Origin of the sequence: Bacillus sp. MZGC1 (genome assembly GCF_002998605.1) — a bacterium.
Classification (GTDB): domain Bacteria; phylum Bacillota; class Bacilli; order Bacillales; family Bacillaceae; genus Bacillus.
Genome location: NZ_PVRE01000004.1, coordinates 234737 through 260371 on the forward strand (window position 1 = coordinate 234737; position 25635 = coordinate 260371).

Genomic DNA, 25635 nt, shown 5'->3' on the forward strand with positions numbered 1-25635 from the left:
TGCATAGGATGACAAGAGGACTTGTGTGAAAAGGAGGGATTTAGGTTGGGGGAATTGAATGAATCTGATCTAAAAAAACCTGTTGTCAATGTACAAGATTTTGGTGTGATTGCGGATGGGGAAACGGACTGTACAGCGAGGCTCAATGAATGCTTAGAATGGACGAAAGCACAGGGGTATTCCCACGTCTGGCTGCCGAGCGGCACGTATGTAATCGATGCAGTGTACAGAGGTGATCGATTTTTTCCTTTCCGAGGTGCAGGCATACGGGTGCCAAGTCATATGTACATTGAGATGGCGCCGGATGCCGTGATTAAGGTAAAACCAAATGATTCGTGGGGATATGCGGCCTTTTATATAGGAAAGGTTCAGCATGTGACCATCAGGGGCGGGCGAATCGAAGGGGATCGTCATGAGCATGTGTACAAGTCGCTTCCCCCTGAACGAAAAACCCATGAGTGGGGCTTTGGGATATGTATTGAAGGGGCCTCCCATGTGGAAGTGAATCGTGTGCAAATCAAGAATTGTACGGGAGACGGCATCATTGTCAGTCCCCACGGTTTATTATCACAAGCTGAATCGTACTCGCCTGCTTCATCTATTCATATTTCTGGCTGCCACATCACAGATTCAAGACGAAACAATATCTCGATTACAGGCTGTGATGGGGTCATTGTGGAGGACTGTCTGCTGGAGAGAGCAGGAGTAAACGGAGTCGAGCCGAGAATGGGTATTGATATTGAAGGCTACGGAGAAAAAGCAGTTAATATGGAAGAACCGCTGAATATTCAAATTCGAAACAACATTGTAAGAGGTGGTGCTGCAAGTTCCATTTATAATTTCAACGGCTATGGTGTCATCATTGAAGGCAATCATACAGACAGCAGTATCTCCTATGGCTTTGCCACCGAAACAATCATTGCCAACAATTTGATCCGTGCAGTGGGAGGAGGCGTTACAAAAGCAGGAATTACGAGCTTAGGTGTCTCTCTTGGTCAAACGGAAAACAATGTGATCATTATTGGCAATATGATTGAGGGATTTGAAAAAGGGATTGATGTGAGGGGCGACAGCGTTCACATTACAGGAAATAAGATCAGTCTATTTGAAGATGCGGCTGTGTCCGTTTATATGGCGAATCGTATTCTAATAGAAGGAAATCATATTGAATCGGGGACGAATACAGGGCAAAGAAGCGCAGCGCTGCGTATCTATCAATCGGATAGCGTCGTCTTTTCAAACAATACAATCTACTCGGTGATCGATGGGGCGATGGTGAGAGGAACGAATATCCTGATCCAGCACAATCAATTCAAAGATTTCAGCAGAGGGATATGGGTGCAGGAAGGGGAAACTGGAATCAACGGCAACCACTTTATTCAAGAAGGACACCCAGAGCTTGCGTCTTCGTATACGATCAGTATCACTGGGAGTGCAAAGGCTTTCATCTGGCAGAATCGCTTTAAGCACTACCAAAATTACGCCTTATACAGCAGCACGACGGGTCCATTAGAAATTAAAGATAATTCCTTTGAAGAAACATCTTTATATGTGGTGATGTATATTAAAAATGGTTCACCGCAAATTGGAGATAACCGCTTTTATTTAAATCGTTCGTTCGGACAGCCGACGGCGATCTTTATCGATCAAGCCGCCTCAGCCCGTGTGCTGCGGAATAACATCATTAATTTATCTCCTCAAAAAGCGATTGCCGTCCGCACTATATCTTCCACTCATTCCGTGATCGCCCATAACATGCTGGAACGCAGCCAATTGGTCACACATACCACAGACCGGCTCATCGGAAATATTGAAATCGACACACCATGATGAACGGGTGAAATCCCTAATTTTGGAGGTTCAGAAGGCGGTTGACAATCCTGTAAAAAGGGCATATAGTAATAATTATTTTTCATTTTTCGCAACATTTGCCCTTTTTTTATTGATAAAACCGATTAATTCAATCAGAAAAATGTATCTTCTGAGGACCTCAGTTTGATACAGCAGGATATAGAAAGGATGAAGAACAAGTGTCACAGCCGAAAAGGAAGCTCAAGCTAGGCGTATTCATCGCAGGAACTGGACATCATGTTGCCTCTTGGAGACATCCGAACGCCGTATCAGATGCAGCCATGAACCTGGATTATTTTAAACAATTAGCGAAAAAGGCAGAGGAAGGAAAGTTGGATTTGCTCTTTTTAGCCGACAGCTTATCCATTAATCAAACCTCTCATCCGAATGTACTCACGAGATTTGAACCGCTCACCCTGCTTTCGTCCATTGCTGAGTCTACTTCATCAATTGGTTTAGCAGCAACAGCATCTACTACATACAGTGAGCCTTTCCATATTGCAAGACAGTTTGCCTCCCTTGACCATTTATCAGGCGGAAGAGCGGCATGGAATGTGGTCACATCTTCTATTGAAGAAACAGCGAAAAACTTTAGCGGAGAAGAGCATTTAGCACACCATAAACGGTATGAGCGAGCAGAAGAATTTGTCGAGGTCGTGAAAGGTCTTTGGGATTCTTGGGAGGAAGACGCCCTTGTCAGAAACAAGGCAACGGGAGAATTCTTTGAATCTAGTAAGCTTCATGAGCTCCAGCATAAAGGTGAGTTCTTCTCAGTACGGGGTCCTCTCAACGTATCACGCACGCCTCAAGGGCAGCCAGTGATCATTCAAGCAGGATCATCCGAAGATGGTCAAAAGCTTGCAGCGAAAACAGCTGAGCTCATTTTCACTGCACAAAACGATCTCGAAAAAGCGAAGGAATTTTATCAAAGCTTGAAGGAGAAAGTTGAGGCTGCTGGTCGTGCTAGAGAGGACGTCAGCATCATGCCGGGTATCTTCCCGATCATTGCTGATACAGAGGAAGAAGCCAAAGCAAAATATGAAGAATTACAGGAGCTGATTGTTCCTGAGATTGGGCTGAGCATTCTGCAAAACTACTTAGGTGGGATTGATCTGTCTCAGTATCCTTTAGACGGACCGCTTCCAGAGATTGATCCAAGCACGTCAAATGCGGTGAAAAGCCGCTTTGATCTTGTGATGAATATGGCGAGAAAGGATAACCTGACCATTCGCCAGCTCTATCAATCGGTTGCCGGCTCTCGTGGTCATAATATTTTCATTGGAACACCAGAGCAGCTAGCAGATGTGATGGAAACATGGATCAATGAAGAAGCAGCAGACGGCTTTAACGTCATGCCGCCGCTCTTGCCAGAAGGGCTGGATGTGTTCGTAGACCGCGTCGTCCCAATCCTTCAGGAAAGAGGTCTATTCAAAACAGAATATACAGGACAAACCTTACGAGAAAATCTAGGATTAACACAGCCAAAAAATCGCTACACGACATAAGGGTGAGGTGACTAACGTTGGGATACACATTTCGTCTGGCAACAGAGGCAGATATAGAGGCGCTGCTTGAACTGACAACAAGAGCCTATGAGCCAATTCGTGAGCTCGGCATCCAGTTCCAAGCAGCACATGCTGATTTCGCTCTCGTGCAGAAAAATGTACAAAAGAATCTTTGCTATGTGATGGAAGAAAACGGAGAACTTCTCTCCACCTTGTCGCTCCGTATGCCTTGGGGAGAGCAGCCAGGACCGTTCGGCGTCCCTCACATTTGGTGGTTTGCTTCAGAGCCTTCCGCCAAAAAAGGGACAGGCTCTGTCTTGCTGGAATGGGTGGAAACTGAAGTGCTAAGGGATACCCTGAAGGTGCCATACGTATCTCTAGGTACAGCTGATAAGCATCCGTGGCTCATGGACATGTATGAGCGCAAAGGCTACGTCAGAGCAGGAGAAAAGGATTTAGGCAAGGGTCACATCACGGTTTATTTTAAAAAACAACTAAGGTCAGATATGACACAATTATAAGAAGAAAGAAGGGTTTACGAACATGAAAAACAAAAAGTGGCTAGTCGTTCTATTTGCAGCAATGATGGCAGTTTTAGCAGCTTGCGGCGGCAACAATCAGAGTGAAGGCAAAGAAAAAGTGTTAAAAGTAGGCGCCACAGGACAAAGCTATCCGTTTGCTTATAAAGACAATGGCAAGCTTGTTGGCTTCGATGTCGAAGTAACTGAAGCCATCGCAAAAAAACTCGGCTACAAACTAGACTGGCAGTTGAGTGAATTCAGCGGACTGATGGGACAGCTGACATCTGGTAAGCTGGATACAGTGTCAAACCAAGTCGCAGTCACAAATGAGCGTAAACAAACGTTTAACTTTACAGATACGTACGCTTACGCAGGAACACAAATCATCGTGAAAAAGGACAACAACGACATCAAAGGTCTTGATGATTTAAAAGGAAAAACAGTGGCGGCGGTTCTTGGCTCTAACCACGCCAAAAACCTAGAGAGCAAAGACCCGGACAAAAAAATCAATATTAAAACATATGAAACGCAAGACGGTGTATTAAATGAAGTGGCAAATGGCCGCGTAGATGCTTATGTCAACGGACGCAGTGTATTACTTGCTCAAATTGAAAAAACAGGTCTGCCGCTCAAAATCGTTGGCAACCCAATTGTGTATGAAGAAGTAGGCTACCCATTTGCCAAAGATAAAAAGCATGACAAGCTAAGAGAAGAATTTAACAAAGCGATCAAAGAATTAAGAGAAGACGGGACACTGAAGAAATTGTCTGAGAAGTATTTCAAAGACGATGTCACAGTGCCAATTAAAAAATAACGACAGCGGCGGTGAAGAGCAGACATGAACAAAATTGATTGGCAGTATATGGTGACGGTTTTTCCGACATTGATTCAATACTTGCCGATAACGATCTTCATGGCGATTGTCTCCATGGTATTTGCCATTATCATTGGTGTGGTATTCGCTCTCATTACGAAAAACCGGATACCTGTTTTATACCAATTTGCCAAGCTGTATATTTCTTTTTTCAGAGCGGTTCCAACCTTGGTTCAGCTCTTTCTCATTTATTTTGGTCTTCCGCAGCTATTCCCTGCGATGACCTCAATGGATGCCCTAACAGCGGTCATTATCGGATTAAGTATTAAAAACTCAGCATACTTAGCAGAAATTTTCAGAGCGGCCCTCAATTCTGTAGATGAAGGGCAGCTAGAGGCATGTCTATCTGTCGGCATGACAAGATGGCAGTCTTACGTCAGAATTATTTTCCCGCAGGCAGTCAGAAATGCGATTCCAGCGACGGGGAATACCTTTATCGGTCTTTTAAAAGAAACATCTCTTGCCTTTACCATTGGGGTGGCAGAAATGTTTGCACAAGGAAAGATGATTGCGTCCGCGAACTATAAATACTTTGAAACCTATTTAGCCGTAGGGATTGTGTATTGGGTGATGACCATCATTTATAGCTTCCTTCAAGACCTATTTGAACGAAAAATCAGCAAACCTTACCGGAATTAAGGAGGTGTGGACATGATCAAGCTCACCAATTTGAAGAAATCATTCGGCGATCTTGTTGTCTTAGACGGAATCAATCTCGACGTGCAAAAAGGGCAGGTTGTGGCCATTATCGGACCTTCTGGCTCCGGTAAATCCACCTTGCTGCGCTGCTTAAATTTATTAGAAATACCAGATGAAGGCATGATTGAAATTGGCGATGCGAAGCTCGATGCGTCCAAGTATACACGTAAAGAAGCCCATCATCTGCGTCAACAAACGGCCATGGTGTTTCAAAACTATAATCTATTTAAAAACAAGACAGCACTGCAAAACATCACAGAATCACTGCTTGTGACGAAAAAAATGACGAAGCAGCAGGCAAATGAGATTGGGATGAAGCTGCTGAAGCAGGTAGGATTAGAGCAAAAGGCTGACAGCTATCCAGTCACGTTATCTGGCGGACAGCAGCAGCGAATTGGAATTGCCCGTGCGTTAGCGGTTGATCCACATGCCATTTTACTCGATGAACCAACGTCAGCGCTTGATCCAGAGCTTGTCTCAGGTGTACTTCAAGTTATTAAATCCATTGCGATTCAAGAAACAACGATGATCATCGTCACACATGAAATGGCGTTTGCAAGAGAAGTGGCAGACCATGTGATTTTCATGGCGAATGGTCATATTATTGAACAGGGCACACCAACTGAGTTATTTGATGAAACGAAGAATGAACGGACAAAACGATTTATCCAAAAAGAAGCAGCGGCTGAAGAAGCATAAGCTGCTTTTTACTCTTTAGAGGGGTGAGTATCAGTGAAATCAATAGGAAATGAAGCTTTAAACAAACGTTTAATTAACATTCGCCGAGCGCTTCATGAACATCCAGAGCTGGCATTTGAAGAATATGAAACGACAAAAAAACTGCGCAGCTGGTTAGAAGAGGAAGGGATCACCGTACTCGATTTTCCAGCTCTTCAAACAGGAATCGTCTGTGAAATCAAAGGAGAACAAGAGGGACCAACGATTGCCCTGAGAGCTGATATTGATGCACTTCCGATTGAAGAAGCATCAGGCGAACCATTTTCCTCAAAGGTACCTGGGAAAATGCATGCATGCGGTCATGATTTCCATACAGCTTCTATCTTTGGAGCGGCTCTTTTATTGAAAGAGCGGAAACACGAGATCAAAGGAACGGTCCGCATTTTGTTCCAGCCGGCTGAGGAAGTCGCGCAAGGAGCGAAACACGTCATAGAGGCAGGCGTATTAGATGGAGTGGATGCGATTTTTGGTATGCACAACAAACCTGATCTGCCAGTAGGCACCATTGGTATTAGAGAAAAAGCATTAATGGCAAGTGTTGACCGATTTGAAATCGATATTAAAGGAACAGGTGGCCATGCAGGTATTCCGAATCACACGGTGGACCCGATTGCCATCAGCGGGCAGATCACAAGTGCTCTTCAGCAAATCGTCAGCCGCCGCATCAGCTCATTGCATCATGCAGTAGTCAGTATCACACGCATTCAAGGCGGTACTTCATGGAATGTGATTCCTGATCGTGTTGAGATGGAAGGAACCGTTCGGACGTTTGAGCCTGAAGTGAGAGCGATGATTCCAGATCTCATGAAACAAATCGTGAGTGGGATTGCCGAAGGATTTGGGGCAAAAGGCGAAGTGAAATGGCATCCGTATTTGCCTTCTGTGTTGAATGATGAGCGTTTGACAAAGGTGGTCGAAGAAACGGCAGATGCGCTGGATCTCACAGTAGTTCAGGCAGAGCAGTCACCGGGCGGAGAAGATTTTGCCCTTTATCAAGAACACATTCCAGGCTTTTTCGTATGGATGGGGACAAGCGGTACCGAGGAATGGCATCACCCTGCCTTTACATTAAATGAAGAAGCACTCCCTGTTGCCGCTGCCTTCTTTTCCGAGCTTGCTGTTCAGGCATTGGAGTCACGATCATGGAACTAACAAAAAAATTGGCAGAGGCTGTGCTTGTAGCTGATCCACTTCAAGATCAGCGGGCGGTAGAAATGGCTCGAAATGGTCTGTTAGATGCTGCGGCGGCGGCGCTTGCTGCGAAAGAGGATGAAGGAATTCAAAAGCTCATGGCACTTGTGGAACAAGAAGGCGGAGCCGCTCAAATTCCTGTCATTGGACAAGGGAAGAAGGTCAGCCGTCAAGCCGCAGCCATGCTGAACGGCTACTTGATCCACGCCCTTGATTATGATGATGTGCACTCAGATGTGAGAGGACATCCCAGTGCGGTGATCATCCCAGCATTGCTTTCACAGCTGACAGACAGCAAAGGGTATGGTGATCGATTTTTAGCAGCCTACATTACAGGCGTTGAAGTGATGGCAAGGCTTGGCGAATCCATCGGCAAGGCGCATTATGAGCGGGGCTGGCATAATACTGGAACCCTCGGAGCCATTGCAGCAGTATGTGCCATTGGGTATTTAAAACAAGTCTCGCAGGAAGAGCTGGCGAAGGCAATCGGCTTTGCCGGAGCGCAATCAGCCGGAATGAGAAAGCAGTTCGGTTCTGATATGAAACCATTACAAGCCGGCTTAGCGGCTAAAACAGCCGTCTGGTCTATGGACTTAGCTTGTTCAGGTTTTGGCGGGAATAAATCGGTTCTTGATGGTACGCTTGGTTTCTTTTCTCTCTATGGAGATCAGGAGCGCGCGGAAAGTCGTTTACTAGAGGGATATGGTACAACGTGGCGAATTGTCTCGCCGGGGCTGTGGTTCAAAGTATACCCGTTCTGCTCAGCTGCGCATCATGCAGCCGATGCGATTCTATCCTTAATGAAAGAGTATACTTTCTTATCGGATCAGGTGAAACAAGCAGAGGTCCTATTCCCGCCTGATGGAGATGCAGCGCTTATTGAGCGGACACCTTTGACGGGCGAAGAAGGACGATTCAGTGTCGAATATGTCATCGCACTTGCCGTATTTGGACAGACGCTTACGCTGGATGCCTTTACGAAAAAAACCATTCCATCAGACATGCGCACATGGATGAAGCGGGTGAGCAGAGAATATGATCAAACGACAGAACCCCATCCAGAGGCTGTCCCAAAAGGTCGCTTTACGATTGTGAAGCTTACCTTATCTGATGGCACCATCATTAGCAAACGAGTCGATCTTCCGCGGGGCGCACCAGGCCATGCACTATCGAAAGAAGACATCATGCAAAAATTAAACAGTATCACAGACACATCGCATGCACAGCAGATTTTACAAGTTATTGAAGACGGAAACGATTCTTCTTATTTGCAGCTGCTGGCATGATTTAAAAAGAAGAAAAGGGCTAAAATTTATTTAGCCCTTTTTGTGTATCATTTCTTATTCCATTTTAGTAAACGTCAAGCCAATATGAGCAAGTGCCTGCGGCAAGTCTTTCCGGATGGTGATGTCTTTAAATGAAATATTCGACTGAATCGCACTTAGAGCAAGATCTTGTTTAATCCCTGTTAAAACAGCCGAAATTCCTAAAAGTCTCAGCGTTTGTGCATAGCTGACCAAATATTGAATGCTCTGTTCATTCAGGCGTTTTGTTCCCGATACATCAATGACCAAATGAGAGAGCGACAGTCTGTAACTTTCCTGTAAAATGGTTTCTAAAATATGCTGAGCACGTGTCTCTTCGATATCACCTAGGAGAGGAAGCACGGCGACACCGTCAACAACTGGGACGATCGGTACAGATAATTGCTGAATCTGCCGGTTGGCACGGTCGAGTTCGAGGACGTAGCTTAATAGAGAAGCCATCGTTTCAAACATATGCACATGCTCTTCTGTGAATTGCTGCGGCCTTAGATCAAGCCCGCAAATCGTTCCGTAGTTTGTGCCATCTGTAAAATTAATCGGCACTCCGATGAATGATCCGCCTTGAAGACGTTTCGTGACTTCTAAGTATTTAGAACGATCATCCAATGATATATCAGGAATCACAAGCGTATCCTGATGATCGACCGCCAGTTTGCAAAATGTCTTCTCGTAAGGAATTTCTTCTCCTTCTTCAAGAAGCTGCTCATCATGATTCAGCACCTTTACAATCTGATTGGTGGTTTGATCGTTTTTAGCAATAAACAGTGTGTTTACATCAGTGAATTGACTCATCATATTTAAAATACTCGTAGAAGCATCATGAAAATTGCGAAACTGTTTTAATAGTTGTTGACGAGGCATTGTTTTAGGACTCCTTGTAGCTCCGATCATAGGCCGGAACAATAGTTGGTTTGTCTCTATCATACAAAATGAAACGAGAAATAGATATATTTTAATGCGCAAATCCATGTGAATCTGGCGAGAACAAAAAGGACTGCCGATCCTGAGATCTGGCAGCCTGCTTATTAAAGGGAGACAGGGACGGTAGACATAGAGAAAAATTCTTCATACAACGCTTGCACGGCTTCTTTTTCTTGAGCCGCTTTGACGCCAAACATCATGCTGACCTCTGAAGAGCCTTGATTGATCATTTCAATATTGACCTTCGCTTTTGACAGCGCCTCTGCCGCTCTTGCTGTGGTTCCAACATTGTGACGCATCGCTTCTCCTACAACCATAATGAGTGAGAGATTCGGCTCTAAAACGACCTCATCTGCATCAAGCACGAGCTTCAAGCGGTCGAGCAGCTCTTGTTCAATATGCTGCTCCTCCAGCTGATCCTGTCTTAAAATAATGTTCATATCATCAATGCCAGAAGGGACGTGTTCATACGTAAGCCCATATTCCTCTAGTGTTTGCAGCACCTTGCGTCCAAAACCGACTTCTCGGTTCATCAAATACTTGCTAATATAAATGCTGCAAAATCCGCTGTCTGAGGCGATTCCGACAACGGGTCCATTTGTATGATCTCGCTGGTTCACGATTTTTGTGCCTTTTGCCGAGGGATTATTGGTGTTTTTAATTTGCACAGGAATGCCTGCACGGAAGGCTGGAATGAGTGCTTCATCATGGAACACAGAAAAACCAGCATAGGACAGCTCGCGCATTTCCCGGTACGTCAGCTCTGTAATCTCCTTCGGCTCATGAACGATCGTTGGATTAACAGCGTAAACAGCATCCACATCTGTAAAGTTTTCATACACTTCTGCCTTCAAACCGTTTGCTAAAATGGAACCGGTAATATCGGAGCCGCTGCGAGAAAAGGTGACAATATCTCCCGATAGGCTAAAGCCAAAAAAGCCAGGGAATATGATGATGCCAGAGCGCCCTCTTAATTTGTACAAATGATCATATGACTCCGGAAGGACTTGCGCTTGGCCAGGCTCATCGCTCACAAATAAACCAGCTTCCTTTGGATTCACATAGTGAGCTTCGACACCTTGATGGCGGAAATAGGCGGCAATGAGCTTTGCGTTATTGTCTTCACCGCTTGCTTTGATGGCATCAAGATATCGCTCTGGACGAGACGAATCAGCCTGTAAGAGGGCGTCTAGATCTTGCCTGATGGTGTCAATCACGTCATGACTTAATCCGAGTTCATCCGCAATGGAGGCATACCGTTCGATGACGGCTTCCTGTAAATCGTGTGCTTCGCCTAAACGTAAATATTGCTCACCGCAGCTAATTAATAGATCGGTGACCTTCGTATCCGTTGAATGCCGTTTTCCTGGTGCGGAAACAACGACTGCTTTTCGAGCTGGATCTGCTGTTACAATGTCAAATACCTTTTGCAGCTGCTTGCCAGATGCAAGTGAACTGCCACCAAATTTAACGACCTTCAATGCATACATCTCCTATAGTAAAAATTTTCTCACAAATTGAATAGTTCCTATTATCAACTCTTTTCTTTAAATTATCAAGGTTTTTCTTCGCTGTAAATACAAATGTCCTTTTGGAGAGGACGATATAGCGTGAGTATATGAAAAAAGAGCCGGCAATATGCCGAGCTCTTTTCTTATGAAGAAGATGAGGAGGAAGATAGCTCCTGCTTCATCACTTTATTCTCGCGTTTTTCCTTTAAGAAAAAAGAGAGGACGAGTCCAAGGACCGCAATCAAACCAGACACGATAAATGATGTGTTCATGCCGTGAACGGCTGATTTTAATGGGCTGGCTAATTCTGCATTTGCAGCAGAACTGCTCATGATGGAGACAAGCACAGCCGTCCCAATGGAGCCGCCCATTTGTCTCATCGTGTTATTCATCGCTGTCCCATGCGGGATCAAATGAGGCGGTAAAGAGTTAATACCTGCTGTTGTCAGCGGCATCATGATCATCCCAACCCCGATTAAGCGAAGCGTGTAGGCGACCGTAATGAGGGCGATGGATGAATCAAGGGTGAGCAGCATAAATGGCAGGGTAGTAACAGTAAGTATCGTAAACCCGCCTAATGCCAGCCCTTTTCCACCGACTTTATCAAAAATCCGTCCAATAATTGGTGAGAGGAGCCCCATAAAGAGAGCACCAGGCAATAAGATCAGTCCTGTATCAAGAGCAGACAATCCTCTGACATTTTGCGTATAGAGCGGCAGAATCGTCTCTGTCCCAATCAATAAAGCAAAGACAAGCATCCCAAGGAAGGTCGTTAAGCTAAAGATCGCAAACTTAAAGACACCAAATTCAAGCATCGGTCTTGTCAAATTCGACTGGCGCAGAATAAAGAAGAACAAGCTCACAGCGCCGACAATCAGCGATATGAGGACAGTGGCACTCGTCCAGCCATATGTTCCGACACTAGAAAATCCGTAAAGCAGCCCGCCGAAACCGAAGGACGACAAGATGACTGATAAAACATCAATACGTGTCTCTCTTTGCTGCGTTACATTTTTCATTAAGAAGAAAGCAAGAATGAGATCAATGATACCGATTGGCAGAACAATATAGAACAAGAACTTCCAGCTGAAGGAATCAACAATCCAGCCGCCAAGTGTCGGCCCAAGCGCTGGTGCGAACGAAATGACAAGACCGACCATGCCCATCGCCTGCCCGCGCTTTTCTTTCGGGAAAATGGTTAAAAAGATCGTTTGCATCAGCGGCATTAAAATCCCTGCGCCGGCTGCCTGCACAATACGCGCTGCAAGTAATACAGGGAAATTCGTTGCAAATGCGGCAAGAATTGTACCGGCTGTAAAGATGCTAAGCGCCGTTAAAACTAAAGAACGGCTTGAAAATTTCTCGATTAAGAAAGCCGTGATCGGGATGAGAATCCCGTTTGTCAGCATAAAGGCTGTGGTGAGCCACTGTCCCTTGCTGACATCAATATTGAATTCCTCCATGATATGTGGGATCGCTGGAATGAGCAGCGTTTGGTTTAAAATCGCGACGAATGCCCCAACGAGGAAAATCCCCACAATCACAGATCGATTATACGATGTTGTTGATTGGTTCATGTTATCCCTTCTTTATCTATAGAATGATGCTTTTCAGCTGTGACACGTTTTGTGATAAAACGCTGTTTTTACCTAAATAATCGAGCAATGAGCTGATTAAAAAGGTTCTCGGTTGGTCCTTTGATAATTCTTGGCTCAGCAGCTCAAACGCAGAGAGGAGATCGTCCTTTTCTTCTCCGTTTGGCAGTGCGTGAAGCTCTTGTTTGATCTTCGTTAAGGACGAGATGACAAGCTTTTCTTCATCATATTCGTCCTGTGAAGAAAGCAAATAAGAGTCCATCAGCTGATCTGTTAACACAGGCTCAATGGAACAAGGCTTTTTCGACACACGGTCCATCACGCCGATAATCATTTCGGCGGCATTTTCTAATTGGATGTTCTTGTGCTCAATCGCCAGCATTAAGATGAATTCTCTCATTAATCCGTTGAGGACGATCACAAGATCCCAGACATAAGGCGCAACAGATTCACCATATGTGCTTAAAATAATGTCTCTGTGCCGCTGCATGATAATGGAGCGTGTCTCACGTAAATGCTTAATGACAATGGGCGAATGCTGCGAAAAAGCTTCAAAGGACAGCATATTCAAAAATTTATGATTCTCTTTAAACTCTTCAAGCTCAAGCTTAATCTTCTTTGTGAATTTTTCCTTCTTGGACAGCGTCGTTTCTGAATGAATGATCTGAGAAATCTCTCTCATTTTGCACTGATTGTATTTAATCAGTTCTAATAGAAGAGCTTCCTTTGAATCAAACAGTTTATAAATGGACGCTTTTGATATTTTACAGGCATCGGCAATTGACTGCATGGAGACACTCATATAGCCTTTTTGAGAAAATAATTTCTTTGAAACCCGCAAAATCTCTTCTTGCTTTTCGTTCATCTTCATAAGTCCTTTCCGAATCGGTAAAACCATATGGTCACAATGGAAACCGAGTGGTCACTTTTGCAATGATAACAAAACCAATGACCCATGACAAGAAAAGAAACTTAAAAAATACCTATCTATATGACAGGTATTTTATCCTTCCGCATGTGCGGCATATATGATGATCTGTCCGTTAAGTTCGACGATCAAAAGGTCTTTTCGCTGCTTTACACAGTATATAGCTTTCCCTTTTTTTAACCTGGAAGCTGTGCCGTGATCAAAATTCTTGGCAGCTGTTTTCTGAATGACACCTACTTGCTGATCTTTAGTGACGGTTAGTTGATGGGTCCAATCTACATTTGCTTGATAGACAGTTCCTTCCCTTCAAGACAGCTTTTATATAGTCATAGTCGTTTCCAAAGGATGTATCGTTACTTTGTATGAGGCGAGTCATGAGATTGTATGTTGGCACAAAATACGATACATTTATCGTATGAATAATCCAATCCATCCAACTCAAGAAGACATAAGACTGATTTCTGTGCTGCACGCATTGGCTGATCCAATCCGGTTAGAAATTGTCCGCTGCTTAGCAGAAGCGGGCGAGAGGACATGCGGTACGTATGAGATGAATATTGCCAAATCTACGCTTTCTCATCACTTCAAAGTGCTGAGGGAGGCAGGCGTCGTGAAAGTGAGAATTGACGGTAAACACCGCTACTATTCTTTAAGAAAAGAAGACATCGAGACCGCTTTTCCTGGACTCGTGTCATCCATTTTAGCCGTAGATAAAGAGCGGTGGTAAGCCAGCTGTCTGTAAAGCAGCTGGCTGTTTTATTTCCCATAAATCGACTCATACAGCCTTTTCACCGCCGGCTCAATATCCTCTGGCCGCATATGAGAGAAGCCGAGGACGAGTGGAACAAAGCCTTCCTGATGCCCCGGCAATTGCTCATCAAGGGTAAAACGGTCCATCCCGTACATTTTAAGCTTTCTTTCTTTGGCTCGCTGTAAAATCTCATGCTGCGTGCGGTTTGAGCGGAACTCTGCGATAAAATGAAGTCCAGCATTTTCCCCAATAATCCGTACATTGTCAGTAAAAACCGTGTCGAGCTCTTCAATGAGCTGCTTCCGCTTTTCCTCATATAAACCATTCATCCTCTTAATATGCCGCTGATACGCCCCATCTTTTATAAAATGAAGAAGGGTGTATTGTGTAAAAAGGTTGGCTGTTTGAATGAAGAAGTGCTGTTCTTTCTTATAGCGTCTCAATAAATGCTGCGGGAGCACCATGTAGCTTAGTCTTAAGCCTGGCAGCAATGACTTTGAAAAGGTCCCCATATAAATGACTTTGTCATATCGATCCAAACTTTGCAGCGCTGGAATGCTGTCTGTACCATACTTGAATTCACTGTCATAATCATCCTCAATGATATAACGACCGGGATGATCGGCTGCCCAGTTTAAGAGCTGAATCCGCCGGGAAATCGGCATAATTACCCCTGTTGGGAATTGATGTGAAGGGGTAATGATTAAGACATTCGGCTGTTTTTTGTGAATGTCACTCATCCGCACCCCTTTTTGATCAATGCCAATCGTTTCAATTCGGTGATGATTGTTTTTCAGCATTTGATAGAGCCGGCGATAGCCAGGGTTTTCTAATCCGTATACTTGATCGGCTGGAAGAATGCTTGATAAAGAATGGATAAGTGACTGCGTGCCTGCGCTTAAAATGAGCTGTTCTGGGTAGCATTTGACCCCTCGCGCAAGCCCGATCAACCGGGCAATCGTTTCCCGAAGCTCGTACACACCTTGTGGATGCGGAAGCTCACCAAACGCTTCTTGATGGAGGCTGATCGCCTTTTGTTCACTTTTCAGCCAGCTTTTAAATGGAAAATTGGCTGTATCAACAGAGATATGTGAAAAGGAATACCAGTCGTCCCGTGCAATCGGCTCCTCCTTTAAATCTGCTGGAAGGGACGAGGGTTTCAGCTGACCTGACTCATGAAACGTTTCTAATGACTCCACAAAAAAGCCTTTGCGTTCGACCGAATATAAATATCCCTCAGCAAGCAGCTGCTGATACGCGCCATTCACTGAATTCACGCTGACGTTTAATGTATCTGCTAACTCTCGTTTAGAGGGTAATTGATCGTGCGGCTGAAGGTTTCGATTTAAAATTTCACCTTTAATTTTCGTATAAATTTGATGATAAATAAATCCGTTTGCCCCTGTTTGATCTAGTTGAATTGTCAGCATCTCGTCATTCCATCCTCTCTGGTACCATGAAAAAAATGATATTGGTACTTTCTATCATACCAAAAAATATTCAGAATAATAAAAAAGACATAAAGGGGATGGATGACAATGAGTCAAACGACAACAAACCGTTTTTCAACAGAAGAATGGCAGGGGAAAAGAGACCAATACGTCGCAAGAGGCGTGAGTAATGGCAACCGTCATCTTGCAGCGAAGGGGAAGGGAGCCGAGCTGTTCGATATCGATGGGAAACGTTTTATCGATTTTGCAGGCGCTATCGGTACATTAAATGTAGGCCATTCACATCCAAAGGTTGTGGAAGCCGTCAAAGCACAGGCAGACAGTCTGATTCACCCAGGATTCAACGTCATGATGTACGAATCGTATATTGAATTGGCAGAGAAGCTATGCCGCCTCACACCAGGCGATCATGACAAGAAAGCCATTTTTCTCAATTCAGGTGCAGAAGCTGTTGAAAATGCGGTGAAAATTGCACGTAAATATACGAAAAGACAGGCCGTTGTGTCGTTTACAAGAGGTTTTCACGGCAGAACGAATATGACGATGAGCATGACGAGCAAGGTCAAGCCATATAAATTTGGGTTCGGACCATTTGCGTCAGAGGTGTATCAAGCACCGTACCCTTATTACTATCAAAAGCCAGAAGGATTAAGCGATGCAGCCTACGATGAGTACATCATTGATCAATTCAATCAATTCTTCGTCGCAGCCGTTGCACCAGAAACCGTTGCATGTGTGGTCATGGAACCAGTCCAAGGGGAGGGCGGATTCATTGTACCATCGAAGCGTTTTGTTCAGCATGTTGCTTCATTCTGTCAGGAGCACGGAATTGTGTTTGTGGCAGATGAGATCCAAACAGGCTTTGCGAGAACAGGGAAATATTTTGCCATTGAGCACTTTGATGTAGTGCCGGACTTAATCACGGTGTCAAAATCTCTTGCCGCTGGATTGCCGCTAAGCGGTGTAGTAGGCAGAAAGGAAATGCTTGATGCGGCAGATCCAGGTGAGCTCGGGGGAACTTATGCAGGAAGTCCATTAGGGTGTGTGGCAGCGCTAGCGGTTCTTGATATTATTGAAACAGAACAACTGAATCAACGATCTGAACAGATCGGACAAGTTATTGAGGAGAAAGCAAATGATTGGAGAACAACGTATCCATTCATTGGGGAGGTCCGCCGGTTAGGGGCAATGGCGGCGATTGAAATTGTGGAAGATCAAAAAACGCGTACACCAGATAAGAAAACAGCCGCAGCGATTGCAGCATATGCAAATGAGCACGGGCTGCTCTTATTAACGGCAGGGATTAATGGGAATATTATTCGCTTCTTAACACCACTTGTCATCACAGATGAGCTGCTGAATGAAGGACTAGGGATCATCGAGGACGCCTTCAAAGCACGCTAAACAACAAAGGGGGATGGTTGTATGCAAAAACAACAAATGGCAAAAACCATGTCGCAGTCTGACGTACTGTTTTTATCCATTGGTGCAATGCTTGGATGGGGCTGGGTTGTACTTTCGGGAGATTGGATTTTAACAGCAGGATTTTTAGGCAGTGTCATCGCCTTTGTCATCGGCGGTATTCTCGTCATCTTTATTGGACTCACGTATGCTGAGCTTTCGTCTGCAATTCCAGAGACGGGAGGAGGGCTCGTCTTTGTCCAGCGGGCATTTGGGATGAAATCAGCGTTCGTCTCAGCATGGGGCGTATTGTTTGGTTATGTGTCCGTCATTACGTTTGAAGCTGTTGCCTTGCCGACTGTCATTGATTATGTCATTCCAACACAGCATGTTGGCTTCCTATGGAATATAGGGGGATGGGACGTTTATTTCACATGGGTGTTGATTGGATCTGGTGGTGCATTGTTTTTAACAGCACTGAATTACATTGGGGCAAAGCCTGCGGCCATTTTTCAGTCTGTGTTCACTGTAGCGATTATTTTGACAGGCTTTCTCCTTTTAGGTGGCGCGACATTTAATGGAGATTTTGCAAACCTTGAGCCAATGTTTCAAGGCGGGGTTGGCGGTCTTATGGCCGTGTTAGTCATGATTCCTTTTTTATTCGTTGGATTTGATGTGATTCCGCAAGTAGCAGCAGAGATTAATGCGCCAAAGAAAATCATTGGGAGAATATTAATTATCTCCATCGTGAGTGCGGTCGTATTTTATCTGCTTATTGTCTTTGGGGTAGCTGCGGGGCTGTCAAAAGGACAGCTTGAAGCCTCTTCATTGGCGACAGCAGATGCGATGGTGCAGCTGCTCGGTCATCAGGCGTTTGGAACAGTGCTTGTCATTGGCGGTGTAGCAGGGATTGTGACGAGCTGGAATGCTTTTATCATCGGTGCAAGCCGTATTCTATATGCGATGGCGGAAAGAGGCATGATTTCCAAATGGTTTGCGTATATTCATCCAAAGTATAAAACGCCGACAAATGCCATTTTATTTCTTGGTGCTTTGGCTTTTTTTGCTCCATTACTAGGGCGTCCTGCCCTCGTGTGGATTGTCAATGCGGGCGGTGTCGGAATTATCGTTGGGTACTTAATAGTGTCCATTGCCTTTATGAGACTTCGAAAAGCAGAACCAGAGCTTGAGCGTCCATACCGCATTAAGTATTGGCGGACGACAGGCGTTTTAGCTATCGGGCTGAGTCTCCTTTTTCTTTCATTTTATTTTCCAGGAATGCCGGCCTCCTTATCATGGCCAGCTGAATGGATATTGCTTTTAGGTTGGGCACTCATTGGGTATATACTATATGTAATGAATCCAAGAACGAAGGAGACGGTAGAGCATGACAAACGAACTCAAAGTGTATAATCCTGCAACAGGAGAAGAAATTGCTTCAGTTGCTCAGCATACAAAAGAACAGATCGAAGACGCCATTACCCGCTCACACAAAGCATTCAAAGCATGGGCAAAAATGTCTGCGCATGAACGTGCCAATATCATTCGCAAGTGGTTTGACCTCATGATTGAACATAAAGAAAGGCTCGCGAAAATCATCACGGAAGAAAACGGGAAGCCGTATCAAGAAGCATTAGGCGAAATCGTCTATGCAGCTGGATACATTGAATGGTACGCAGAGGAAGCCAAACGGATATACGGCAGAACCATTCCGTCACATACGACGAACAAACGCCTTTTTGTCACAAAGCAGCCAGTTGGTCCTGTTGCGGCCATTACACCGTGGAATTTCCCAGCAGCCATGATCACGAGAAAGGCTGCACCAGCACTTGCAGCGGGCTGTACGTTTATTGTGAAACCTGCTGAAGACACGCCGATGACGGCTATTGAACTTGTGAAATTAGGCCACGAAGCTGGAATTCCAGAGGATGCACTGCAATGGGTGGTTGGAGATGGAAAAGAAGTCGGTGAAATATTCACAGATAGTCCATTGATTCGCAAAATCACGTTCACAGGCTCAACGCCAGTCGGAAAGCATCTGATCAAAAACAGTGCGAGTACAGTCAAGCACGTATCAATGGAGCTTGGCGGTCATGCTCCGCTCATCGTAGACAAAGATGCCAATCTTGAACTAGCTGTCAAACAAGCAGTGGCATCTAAGTTCCGTAATGCAGGACAAACCTGTGTCTGTGCCAACCGCTTAATTGTACATGAAGACATTCATGAAGCATTTGCTCAAGGCTTCAGCAAAGAAGTAGAAAAGCTGAAAGTGGGAAATGGCTTTGAAGAAGGCACATCCATCGGCCCAATTATCAATAAGCGCGGCTTTGATAAAATTGTCGGTCAAATTCAAGATGCAGTCGATAAAGGAGCGAAAATTCTTGTCGGCGGAGATACGCATTTCGATGATGAAAAGTCGTATTATTTTGTCCAGCCAACGGTTCTCACACATGTAGACCCTTCAATGAACATTATGCATGAAGAAACCTTTGGGCCAGTGGCGCCGATTACGACGTTCAAAACGCTAGATGAAGCGATTGAATTAGCGAACGATACACCTTTTGGTCTTGCAGCTTATTTCTTTACAGAAAATTATCGAAACGGACTTTACATGTCAGAGAATCTTGATTACGGGATAATCGGCTGGAATGATGGCGGTCCATCGGCTGTTCAAGCACCATTCGGAGGAATGAAAGAAAGCGGAATTGGCCGTGAAGGCGGCATCGAAGGCATCGAACCCTATTTAGAAACCAAATATGTATCCATTGGTTTAGACGAATAAACGTGAAAAAGACTGTCCGAAGAAGGAATCTCGGCAGTCTTTTTTATGTTAAACAGCCGGCGGAAAAAGCTGCTCCACTGTTTCTTTTGTTTCTTTCAGAATTTCGTGGATGTAATCTGCTGGTGCCTGCTCCATGCTGCTGAACAAAAGTCGTTCAACAGGCTCAACACCAATAAAATTGAAGACTTCTGTATCTGTTGTCATGCGATGGGAGGCGGAAATGATCCGCTTAGAGTCAAGAAAGGTCCTTGGAGCATCGTGCGTGTTGATAATGACACCTTTTTTGTGCCGAAGCAGGTTTTCAATAGCCCCCTGCTCATTGATTTGATAAGCGAAGCCCTCAGAAAAAACGCGTTCTACATAGCCCTTTAGCATAGCGGGTAAGCCTGTCCACCAAATGGGAAAAATAAACGTTAGGACATCTGCTTGCTGAATCAGCTTCTGCTCTGTTTGAATGGCAATTGGGACATTACCCCGTTTGATCGCAGCCTTTTCCAACATGCTTAGCTCTGGCGAAAAACCAAGAGCATAGACATCACGAACAGTCACTTCATGACCATTGTTCAAAAGAGTGCTGACAACAAGATCTAATAAGGTTTGATTTAAGCTTTGCTGGGGATGAGCAAATATAATTAGATGGTTCATCTTATAGCCTCCTAGGTGGTCATGTGTCTCATTATGGCATGCACCATTACCCTATTCAATCCTATGTTGGTAATAATAGGTTGGGGAAATGGAAGTTGATCGTCCTAGTTTGCAGGCAAAGCCTTGCATCTCGTGTTCAAATAAGGTGGATAGAAATGAAAGCGATCGTTTCCGTGAAAACGATCGCTTACGAATCAATTATTTCTTTCTAAAAGCAAGTCCCAGTGCAATCAGTGCTACGACTAGAGCAGCAATGGACAACCCTAGCACAAGTGGTGAGGAAGAGTTGGAGGCTGTTTCAGATGCCTTTTCTTCTTTTGGTTTTTCTTGTCCATGTGAATCCGTTACCGTATTAGATGCCACAATGTTTGTGATGGAATGCGGCTTATCAGCATCTTTATCGCCTGTCCATTCAACGACCGTTCCATCTTTATAATATTGATATGCATCCCATGCAGCTTCACCTGCTTTTTCAGGGTTTTTCGCTACAAAAACGAATTGCTGGAACTGTCCGGCAAGCACGCCTTTACCCGTTGCTTCCCAAGTCACTCTTGTCACCTTGCCATCTTTTTCTTCAGTTGACGTTTTCCATCCAGGGACTGGCTCATATTGCTGGAATTCTACACCTTTAGGTATTGTCACGACAACCTTAGTGGTTGGACTGTCACTCTCAGAAGGAACTTTTAACGTATAGGTTTCCCACGCATTTGTCGCAGACGTATCAGGCTTGACTGTGACATGAGCACTCACAGGAATCGCCAATAAAAATGAAGCGAGAAGCATTGGTAATAAAGCTTTAACGTATTTTTTCATATGGTATGAACTCCTTTTAGTTTCTTCTAATAAATGTGGTATCGATATTTTCAAAAGAACCAGTTAATGCATGGATTTCAATTTTCCAAGTACCTTTTTCATTTAACAAGAGGTTTTCAGCAGAGAAATGACCATTTTTTAATCGTTTCAGCTGAAATTCACTCGGTTTCTCTTCCCCGAATAAGGCGACTTTATGGATCTTGGCTGACACAGATTGAATATCTGTAATCGTTTGTCCATCCTTCTTCGTAAATGCGACCTCGAATGTGTTTTTCCCCGGAGCATTCGGGGTAATGCTCATGGACACAATGTCACGATGCTCCACTTGGTTTGCGCCGAAGAATGGCTCAGGTGCAGGCGGAGGAGGGCTCGGAATATTGGTAAACACAGCCGTTAATAACAAAATGGCGATTCCGATAATCCACTCAGCTCGTAACGAAACGTTTTGTTTCTGTTTCTTTTCCCATCTCAGCATCAAGTAATGGACAAGTCCTAGAAGGCCCATCAAGATAAATAAACCAAGCTTGATTAAAAAGGTTCGTCCATACGCTGATTCGAAAAGAGCATCAAACGATTGCAAAATGAAGATGGCATTCACAAATCCTGAAAACACAATGAGTCCAACAGAGAGCAGCGCCCAAGGGTGAAACGCTGTTAACGTACTCCGTATGAGCGGCTGATCTTCATTTGGCAGCTTCTTCAACAATAAAAGCACAATGGCTGTTAAACCACCGACCCAGATCGATGCAGAAACGAGATGGATGAAATCAAGTGACGTTGTCAGTATTTTATTATCGGTTGCTGCTGGATGTCCGATTTGTGCCTTCAGCCAGAGAAGCACTGCGAATAAGAGCAGTGGAAACAACCAGACCCGAAAAGATGTGAAATCCCCTTTTTTCATCGCGACTATGCTCCAAATGGTCAGAAGAACAAATGACACCATGAGCATCATCCACAAACTACCGCCAGAAGTCGACGCAATGGTTTCTTGTAAGAGGGATGGTTGAAATGCCCCCAAAAAGGACACGTCTGCCGCTGATTTTGTTTGAATTGGCAGCTGGAACACGAGTGCTCCGCCCATCATGATCAGTGACAAAGTCAAAAGCCGTTTCATTCGTTTCACTAATACAGGAGAAATGGCTGTTTTAAACCAAAACAGTCCAAACAAAATGGTCCCGAGAAATAAGCTAAACGACGTATAAAGTAAGGCTTTATCAATGGTCGAGGCTACATCGATGGATTCATTCGTTTGACCTTGATCTAATTGGTCAAAACCGCCACCCGCTTTGCCGATACTAAACGGGATCATGCCAGAGACAGAGTGTCCGTCTGCTGATACCGCATTCCACTGAATGGTATAAATCCCCTTTGGTAAATCCTTTTTTAAAGCAGCTTCCATGATTTTTTGATCTTTAATGACCGTATCTCCTTTATCCACACGATCACCTTTTGCATTTAGCACCTTAATGGCATGAAATCCACTTTCGATTCCTTCACTAAATGTGATAGAGACTGAAGGAGGCTGCTTCTCCAGCTCTTCATTTGCCGCTGGATTTGAGCTGACGACGTATGCATGAGCAACTGCTTCCTTTGGAATGAAAAAAGCGAACGTGACGATAAGGAGCAGAATCCACTTACTATGTTTCAACAAGATAAATAACCGCCTTTCTACCTATGAAAATGTCTCATGTATCAGAAAGAAAGCGGCAGTAAACTGTGAGTCACAGAAAAAACCGCTCCTCCTATTGTGCCGCTCACTCTAAAAGGTAAACGAAACAAACAGCAAGATGGTTCACTTTTTCTGTGTCATGTCTGCGCAGACATTTCTTGATTGAATAGGTTTGATCATGTATAAGCCTAGTCGATTTAAGAAGAGGAAACAAGAAGAGACTATTTGAAAGTTGTGAAATTCCAATGAATTTTGCATCAAAACCACGGCGCGTCAACCTTTTTACTCCATTTGTCCTATGCTCTGACAGAGAATTCACATCATATTTCAATTTTGTCACACACTAAGTGACAAAGTGACATTTAGTTTCAATTGAAGGGAAAGTGAAAGCGTTTTACGATAAGGTTAAGGGCTTCACTGACACTTGTTCTTATATCTTTTGACCTATAAAGCCCTGAATAAAGGGAGAGAAGAAAGGAGTTTTCATAGATGCAGGAAAAAAGCGGATTCCGCGTAAAAGTACAGCGCTTTGGAAGCTATTTAAGCGGCATGATTATGCCGAATATTGGAGCATTTATCGCTTGGGGACTCATTACGGCATTGTTCATTCCGAGTGGCTATTTGCCAAATGAACAATTAGCTTCACTTGTTGGTCCAATGATCAACTACTTACTGCCGCTCTTAATCGGTTACACAGGCGGTAAGCTCGTATACGACCACCGAGGCGGGGTACTCGGTGCAACCGCGACGATTGGGGTCATTGTCGGTTCGGACATTCCAATGTTTTTAGGTGCCATGATCATGGGACCACTTGGCGGTTACTTGATTAAGAAAATTGATCAGCTGTTCAAAGATCGAATCAAATCGGGCTTTGAGATGCTTGTGAATAACTTTACGGCAGGGATTCTAGGTGCCATTCTTGTCGCGATTGCCTTCTACGCCATCGGCCCAGTGGTACTTGGTCTAAATAAAGCCCTTGCAGCAGGTGTAGATATCATTGTGAATGCACATTTGCTTCCGCTGGCAAGTATTTTCATTGAACCAGCGAAAGTCTTGTTCTTAAACAATGCGATTAACCAAGGAATTTTAGGTCCTTTAGGGGTGGAGCAAGCGGCAAAGACAGGGCAGTCCGTTCTGTTCTTGCTTGAAACAAACCCAGGACCAGGGTTAGGTGTTCTACTTGCGTACATGTTCTTTGGTAGAGGAAATGCGAAACAGTCTGCACCGGGTGCGATTGTCATTCAATTCCTAGGAGGAATTCATGAGATTTACTTCCCGTACATCTTAATGAAACCAAAGCTCATTTTGGCGGTTATTGCAGGGGGAGCAAGCGGCGTTCTGACCTTTACCCTGTTAAATGCAGGCTTAAAGGCTGTGCCGTCACCAGGAAGTATTATCGCCCTCATGCTGATGTCACCAAAAGGCGGACACCTTGCCGTTCTTGCAGGTGTTGTCGTGGCAGCCGTCGTATCATTCCTTGTCGCTTCTGTGATTTTGAAGGCTTCAAAAGCTGTTGATGAGGATCTAACAGCAGCAACAGAAAAGATGCAGGACATGAAAGGGAAGAAAAGCGCTGCAGCCGCGGCTCTTACAGCTCAAAAAGAAGATGCTGAAGCAAATGAGCAAGCAGCATCTCCAAGTGATGTCAATCCAGATGACGTGAACAAAATCATCTTTGCCTGCGATGCAGGAATGGGCTCAAGTGCGATGGGCGCATCCATCTTAAAGAATAAAGTCAAAAAGGCAGAGCTTGATATTGATGTGACAAACACATCCATCAGCAACATCCCAGATGACGCCGATGTGGTCTTTACTCATAAAGATTTAACAGACAGAGCCAAGGCGAAACTGCCGGGCGCTGTGCATATCTCAGTTGATAATTTCTTAAACAGCCCGAAATACGATGAGCTGATTGAGAAATTGAAAAAATAACATGACGAAACGGGTTGAGTTCAATTTTTCTTTATTGAACTCCCCGTTTTGGTTGTTTTTCTGATTTTCCATTCTAAAAAAGGTGTGTGATCATTCATGAAACAAGTACTTTCAAAAGACAATATTTTTCTAAACGAACAAGCAGGCTCAAAAGAAGAAGCCATTAAAAAAGCGGGCGAGGTCCTAGTGGCAAACGGCTATGTCACAAGTGATTATGTTGACAAAATGTTTGAAAGAGAAGATATCTCATCTACATTTATGGGCAACGGGATTGCGATTCCTCATGGAACAGAGGATGCGAAAGCGGCTGTCCTTCATTCTGGGATTTCCATCATTCAAATTCCAGAAGGTGTTGAATACGGAGAAGGAAATATCGCCAAAGTTGTCTTTGGCATCGCTGGTAAAAACAACGAACACCTCGATATTCTTTCTCAAATTGCGATTGTCTGTTCAGAAGAAGAAAATGTAGAACGCATCATCCATGCAAAGGATCAGGATGAACTGATCGCCATCTTTAACGAGGTGAACTAAC

Annotated in this window: 22 protein-coding genes; 14 read left to right on the forward strand and 8 right to left on the reverse strand. The window is 44.4% G+C overall.

Annotation, left to right across the window (positions count from 1 at the left end; all coding sequences use genetic code 11):
* Nucleotides 1-45: 45 nt before the first annotated feature.
* The 8 genes from C6Y06_RS14275 (at nt 46) to C6Y06_RS14310 (ending at nt 8665) form a co-directional block, all read left to right on the forward strand.
* Nucleotides 46-1830 carry a right-handed parallel beta-helix repeat-containing protein gene (locus C6Y06_RS14275; RefSeq protein WP_066031332.1) on the forward strand — a complete coding sequence of 595 codons (1785 nt, stop codon included), beginning with the start codon at nt 46-48 and terminating at the stop codon, nt 1828-1830.
* Nucleotides 1831-2030: 200 nt separating this feature from the next.
* Nucleotides 2031-3356, forward strand: a complete 1326-nt coding sequence (locus C6Y06_RS14280) for an LLM class flavin-dependent oxidoreductase (protein WP_106037091.1) — start codon at nt 2031-2033, stop codon at nt 3354-3356.
* Nucleotides 3357-3373: 17 nt separating this feature from the next.
* A complete protein-coding gene (locus tag C6Y06_RS14285) occupies nt 3374-3877 on the forward strand; it encodes a GNAT family N-acetyltransferase (protein ID WP_095285964.1) in 504 nt (167 codons plus the stop codon).
* A gap of 22 nt (nt 3878-3899) precedes the next feature.
* Entirely contained in the window at nt 3900-4691 is a 792-nt protein-coding gene (locus tag C6Y06_RS14290; protein ID WP_034664099.1) for an amino acid ABC transporter substrate-binding protein, read from the forward strand.
* A 24-nt stretch (nt 4692-4715) separates the two neighbouring features.
* Nucleotides 4716-5390, forward strand: a complete 675-nt coding sequence (locus C6Y06_RS14295) for an amino acid ABC transporter permease (RefSeq protein WP_060595532.1) — start codon at nt 4716-4718, stop codon at nt 5388-5390.
* A 12-nt stretch (nt 5391-5402) separates the two neighbouring features.
* Nucleotides 5403-6149, forward strand: a complete 747-nt coding sequence (locus tag C6Y06_RS14300) for an amino acid ABC transporter ATP-binding protein (RefSeq protein WP_106037092.1) — start codon at nt 5403-5405, stop codon at nt 6147-6149.
* Between the two features lie 42 nt (nt 6150-6191).
* Complete coding sequence (locus C6Y06_RS14305; protein ID WP_162839384.1) at nt 6192-7340, forward strand: amidohydrolase; 1149 nt, start codon at nt 6192-6194, stop codon at nt 7338-7340.
* Nucleotides 7331-8665 (forward strand): MmgE/PrpD family protein, encoded by a 1335-nt coding sequence (locus tag C6Y06_RS14310; RefSeq protein ID WP_106037093.1) that lies wholly within the window; start codon nt 7331-7333, stop codon nt 8663-8665. Before C6Y06_RS14305 ends, C6Y06_RS14310 begins: the two co-directional genes overlap by 10 nt.
* 54 nt (nt 8666-8719) lie before the next feature.
* Here C6Y06_RS14310 and C6Y06_RS14315 read toward each other — a convergent pair whose 3' ends face one another.
* From C6Y06_RS14315 to C6Y06_RS14330, 4 genes are all read right to left on the reverse strand, one after another.
* Nucleotides 8720-9565, reverse strand: coding sequence for a GAF domain-containing protein (locus C6Y06_RS14315; protein ID WP_044140502.1), 846 nt, complete (start codon nt 9563-9565; stop codon nt 8720-8722).
* A 164-nt stretch (nt 9566-9729) separates the two neighbouring features.
* Complete coding sequence (locus tag C6Y06_RS14320; protein WP_034664088.1) at nt 9730-11106, reverse strand: aspartate kinase; 1377 nt, start codon at nt 11104-11106, stop codon at nt 9730-9732.
* A gap of 173 nt (nt 11107-11279) precedes the next feature.
* Complete coding sequence (locus tag C6Y06_RS14325; protein WP_106037094.1) at nt 11280-12713, reverse strand: MDR family MFS transporter; 1434 nt, start codon at nt 12711-12713, stop codon at nt 11280-11282.
* A 16-nt stretch (nt 12714-12729) separates the two neighbouring features.
* Entirely contained in the window at nt 12730-13596 is an 867-nt protein-coding gene (locus C6Y06_RS14330) for a TetR/AcrR family transcriptional regulator (protein ID WP_066031326.1), read from the reverse strand.
* A 478-nt stretch (nt 13597-14074) separates the two neighbouring features.
* Here C6Y06_RS14330 and C6Y06_RS14340 point away from each other — a divergent pair, with 478 nt between their 5' ends.
* Entirely contained in the window at nt 14075-14386 is a 312-nt protein-coding gene (locus C6Y06_RS14340) for an ArsR/SmtB family transcription factor (RefSeq protein WP_034664461.1), read from the forward strand.
* 29 nt (nt 14387-14415) lie between these two features.
* Here C6Y06_RS14340 and gabR read toward each other — a convergent pair whose 3' ends face one another.
* Nucleotides 14416-15840, reverse strand: coding sequence for a MocR-like transcriptional regulator GabR (gene gabR / locus C6Y06_RS14345; RefSeq protein WP_095285966.1), 1425 nt, complete (start codon nt 15838-15840; stop codon nt 14416-14418).
* 108 nt (nt 15841-15948) lie between these two features.
* Between gabR and gabT the strand changes: the two genes are divergently transcribed.
* The 3 genes from gabT to C6Y06_RS14360 are packed head-to-tail and all read left to right on the forward strand — an operon-like array spanning nt 15949 to nt 20044.
* On the forward strand, nt 15949-17265 hold the full coding sequence (gene gabT, locus C6Y06_RS14350) for a 4-aminobutyrate--2-oxoglutarate transaminase (RefSeq protein WP_106037095.1): 1317 nt from the start codon (nt 15949-15951) through the stop codon (nt 17263-17265).
* A 21-nt stretch (nt 17266-17286) separates the two neighbouring features.
* On the forward strand, nt 17287-18675 hold the full coding sequence (locus tag C6Y06_RS14355; protein ID WP_034664075.1) for an APC family permease: 1389 nt from the start codon (nt 17287-17289) through the stop codon (nt 18673-18675).
* Entirely contained in the window at nt 18650-20044 is a 1395-nt protein-coding gene (locus C6Y06_RS14360; RefSeq protein WP_106037096.1) for an NAD-dependent succinate-semialdehyde dehydrogenase, read from the forward strand. The genes C6Y06_RS14355 and C6Y06_RS14360 overlap by 26 nt, the downstream gene beginning before the upstream one ends.
* Nucleotides 20045-20092: 48 nt before the next feature.
* Here the strand turns inward: C6Y06_RS14360 and C6Y06_RS14365 are convergent, their stop codons facing one another.
* From C6Y06_RS14365 to C6Y06_RS14375, 3 genes are all read right to left on the reverse strand, one after another.
* Complete coding sequence (locus C6Y06_RS14365; RefSeq protein ID WP_060595549.1) at nt 20093-20689, reverse strand: NAD(P)H-dependent oxidoreductase; 597 nt, start codon at nt 20687-20689, stop codon at nt 20093-20095.
* 198 nt (nt 20690-20887) lie between these two features.
* On the reverse strand, nt 20888-21502 hold the full coding sequence (locus C6Y06_RS14370) for a YcnI family copper-binding membrane protein (protein WP_034664065.1): 615 nt from the start codon (nt 21500-21502) through the stop codon (nt 20888-20890).
* A gap of 16 nt (nt 21503-21518) precedes the next feature.
* Nucleotides 21519-23153, reverse strand: coding sequence for a copper resistance CopC/CopD family protein (locus tag C6Y06_RS14375; RefSeq protein ID WP_106037097.1), 1635 nt, complete (start codon nt 23151-23153; stop codon nt 21519-21521).
* Nucleotides 23154-23660: 507 nt separating this feature from the next.
* Between C6Y06_RS14375 and C6Y06_RS14380 the strand changes: the two genes are divergently transcribed.
* Nucleotides 23661-25103: a PTS mannitol transporter subunit IIBC gene (locus tag C6Y06_RS14380; protein WP_034664061.1), complete on the forward strand. Its 1443-nt coding sequence runs from the start codon at nt 23661-23663 to the stop codon at nt 25101-25103.
* Between the two features lie 96 nt (nt 25104-25199).
* Nucleotides 25200-25634 (forward strand): PTS mannitol transporter subunit IIA, encoded by a 435-nt coding sequence (locus C6Y06_RS14385; RefSeq protein WP_106037098.1) that lies wholly within the window; start codon nt 25200-25202, stop codon nt 25632-25634.
* Nucleotide 25635: the final 1 nt, after the last annotated feature.